Source organism: Mesorhizobium sp. M7A.F.Ca.AU.002.02.1.1 (assembly GCF_003998535.1).
GTDB lineage: Bacteria > Pseudomonadota > Alphaproteobacteria > Rhizobiales > Rhizobiaceae > Mesorhizobium > Mesorhizobium ciceri.
The window spans coordinates 1-3,164 of sequence record NZ_RZPB01000697.1 but is presented as its reverse complement, the minus strand read 5'-3'; the positions used below and the strand labels follow the sequence as shown (position 1 = coordinate 3,164).

The 3,164-nt window shown below is 61.7% G+C and carries 3 protein-coding genes and 1 pseudogene; 3 read left to right on the top strand and 1 reads right to left on the bottom strand.

Translation table 11 applies throughout. The annotated features are described in order from the left end of the window. Together EN879_RS39530 and EN879_RS29625 are read left to right on the top strand one after the other, a co-directional pair. Window positions 1-272, top strand: a pseudogene (locus tag EN879_RS39530) (hypothetical protein); the annotation flags it as partial. Window positions 273-705: 433 nt separating this feature from the next. Continuing rightward, the gene (locus EN879_RS29625; protein WP_342030134.1) at window positions 706-1,854 is read left to right on the top strand and encodes a L,D-transpeptidase; all 1,149 of its coding nucleotides are present in this window, start codon (window positions 706-708) and stop codon (window positions 1,852-1,854) included. Window positions 1,855-1,940: 86 nt separating this feature from the next. Here the strand turns inward: EN879_RS29625 and EN879_RS29620 are convergent, their stop codons facing one another. Then, entirely contained in the window at window positions 1,941-2,627 is a 687-nt protein-coding gene (locus tag EN879_RS29620; protein WP_063170203.1) for a D-lyxose/D-mannose family sugar isomerase, read from the bottom strand. Between the two features lie 191 nt (window positions 2,628-2,818). Here EN879_RS29620 and EN879_RS29615 point away from each other — a divergent pair. Then, window positions 2,819-3,164: alanine racemase (locus EN879_RS29615; RefSeq protein WP_206521025.1), on the top strand; the 346-nt coding region annotated here is incomplete at its 3' end.

Sequence of the window (3,164 nt, the reverse complement as noted above, 5' to 3'; positions counted from 1 at the left end):
AGCGCGAAGAGCTCCATCGGCATCTGAAAGGCATTGCGCCCGAGCGGCGCTTCCTCAGCAACCCGGCGCAAGCTTCGCTGGCTGTCGGTGCCGCCCTGCCTGTGCAGGACGAGCGCGCAGCAAGGCTGCTGTCACTGACGCGAAGTCTGCCTGTCGCCACTGTTGCGGCCGATCGGCTAGAGCAATTCCAGGAAAAGTGTGAAACGGTTTTCCGTCCGGAATTGCGTCAAAACAAGGAGTTAGAGCGGGTCGCCGTCTCCGTGAAACGGTGAACTGCTTTAGCCAAACAAATTGTCGGCCAGATCGTCGTTGGCGGTGGAAACCTCGCCGCCCGGGTATGTCACCTGCCGATCAGCCAAGGCTCCATGCTGCGTCGTCCCACGCCTTCGATCAGCACGGAGCAGTCTATCTCATCGTGAAGTTGGGCGTTTGGGTCAGACGAAAGCCAGGAAGCATAGGAGCGAAGCTGCTTGAGCCTGGCTGTTTTCTCAAGCCGTGCCTGGCGCTCATCCTCGGCTGGTTGAGCCGGTCCTTTGTTCTTCTGGGCAGGAAATTGCATCCTGGCTCTCCTCGGTCACCGAGCCTGTGGAGACGGACTCAATCGGGCGTTGGCCCGTTGTCGCTCCGGTCTCTGCGGTTCTGAAGCCAACACATGCGCTGACGGGAGTCGCCATTCATCTTGATGATGGCGGACCCTTATCAACAATGCACCCGCGCCACCGCCGGGTGCTCCTGGTCCGGGTTCACTGCGCGCACGGCACTCGGCAGTCGGACGCAACTGCAGGAAATGGAACCAGATCGGCCGTGCGACGTCATAGAAGCAGGTGCCCATACGGGAGTGTGACCTCCATGATCAGGCTCGTTCTTGTCGCGGTCGCCATGCTCGTCATCGCATGCGATGCAACGGCGGCGGCAAAACTGGACGCGGCCGCCGTCAACAACGCCCAATTTGACGGCAGCGAAGCGAAAGGCGTCAGTGCGACCGTGCTGAAGGCGCAAATCCTCCTGGATCGTGCACGCTTCTCGCCAGGCCTGATCGATGGCCGCAAGGCAGAGAACTTCACCCGGGCAGTCAGTGCGTTCCAAGCGGCCAACGGATTGCCTGCCGACGGCAAGCTCACCCGCGAGACATGGGACAAGCTGGTCGCGACCTCCTCGCGCCCCGCGATTGAGACCTACGATTTGACACGCAAGGATGTGCATGGGCCGTTCACCAGGCGAATTCCGGCGCGCATGGAGAGGATGGCCCGCCTGCCCAGGCTGGCCTACCACAATGCCCTGGAAAAGATGGCGGAGCGCTTCCACATCAGCGAGCAACTGCTTGAACGGCTCAATCCCGGCATCGGCTTCAGGAGGGCGGGGCAAAAGCTGCTCGTGCCAGCTGTCACCCGAGGTGATCCGCCGCAAGACATCGCGAGCGTCGAGGTCGACAAGAGCGCTCGCCAGGTTCGGGTGCTTGACCCTTCCGGCAAAGTGCTTGCGACGTACCCCGCCTCGATCGGAAGTCAGGAGAAGCCCGCGCCGAGTGGCCAGGCGGAGGTCAAACGCGTGGTGCACCACCCAGCCTATCATTACGATCCCGAGTTTGCCTTCAAGGGAGTGAGGAGCAAGCGCCCCTTCACGATCGCTGCCGGGCCAAACAATCCGGTGGGATCGGTCTGGATCGACTTGTCCATCGATAGCTACGGCATTCACGGGACTCCGGACCCAGGCAAGATCGGAAAGACCTTCTCGCATGGTTGCATCAGGCTGACCAACTGGGATGCCGAAGACCTCGCCTCCGAAGTGCAAAAAGGCACAAAGGTCGTCTTCAAGGACGAAGCGGCAGGATCGGTCGAACAGGGATCGCAGTAGGTAGGCGATACGGCCTACCCACTTTCGACCGTGCGACTAGTCACACGGTCGTGTGACTGGCGTCGCCGAGGGCGTGGAGCGGCCCTTTACCCCAGCCACTTCTCGTAGTCGGACACCAGCAGATGGATCGGGGCAACGTCTTCGTCGATGTTGGAAAAACGGCCGATCGGTTCGCGAAACACATTGTCGGTGAGATCGTCGTTGACGGTCGAGACCTCGCCGATCAGCACATCCTTGCCCTCGGCCCAAAAGGCATGCCAGACGCCGGGCAGCAGCGTGACGCTTTGGCCCGGGTCGAGCTTCAGGAGCCCGCCCGCAGGCAGCCTGTGGATGGTTCCGTCGACCGGCACCGAAACCTCGGCCTTGGGATCGATGCCGCCGTCGCGGTCATGCATGAACAGTTCCAGCACCAGCTTGCCGCCGCCACGGTTGATGATGTCCTCGGCCTTGACGTTGTGGCGATGCATCGGCGACAGCTGGTCCTTGCGCGAGATCATGATTTTCTCGGCATAGAGCATGCCCATGCCCTTCTTCATGTCCTCGTAGCGGCCGTTGCGAACGGTGAACAGGAACAGGCCGAGCTCCTTGAACTTCTCCTGACCGTAATCGGTGATGTCCCAGCCGAGCCGCGAGGTAAACACGGCCGCGGAGTCGGCCTGGCGCGCCTTCGCCTCCTGCGGCGACCAATAGGCGAAGGGCGGCATGATGTAGCCGAACGAGCGGATGAAAGCGTCGGCTTCGCGGATGATGTCGTTGATGGCGGAGCGCTTCATGATCATGATCCCTTCGTATCGATTTGTCTGGCAAATCGCATAGCCGAACGTCGATGCGGTGTCGATCCATCTCGCCGCCCTGCCCGGTCTTGCGCTTAGGCGCATGGACCACAGATCCGCTTCGCTGGCCGCGTGACATCGCGGATTTTCAGGGCCATAAAACCCGCGGATTCCTCATGGGGTGAAAGATGATGCCGACCGTCCACGACCTCGATACGCCGTCGATTCTCATCGACGCCGCGCGCGCCGAAGCCAACATTGCCCGCGCCCAGGCGCATGCCGACAAGAACGGGCTGAAGCTCAGGCCGCATATCAAGACGCACAAATTGCCCTATTGGGCGAAGAAGCAGGTGGCGGCCGGCGCCGTCGGCATCACCTGCCAGAAGATCGGCGAGGCCGAGGTGATGGCCGATGCCGGGCTGGCCGATATTTTTCTTCCCTACAACATCCTTGGGCGCGCCAAGCTGGAGCGGCTTCTGGCGCTGCACGGGCGCGTCACCCTGTCGGTGACAGCGGACAGCATGGAGACGCTCGAAG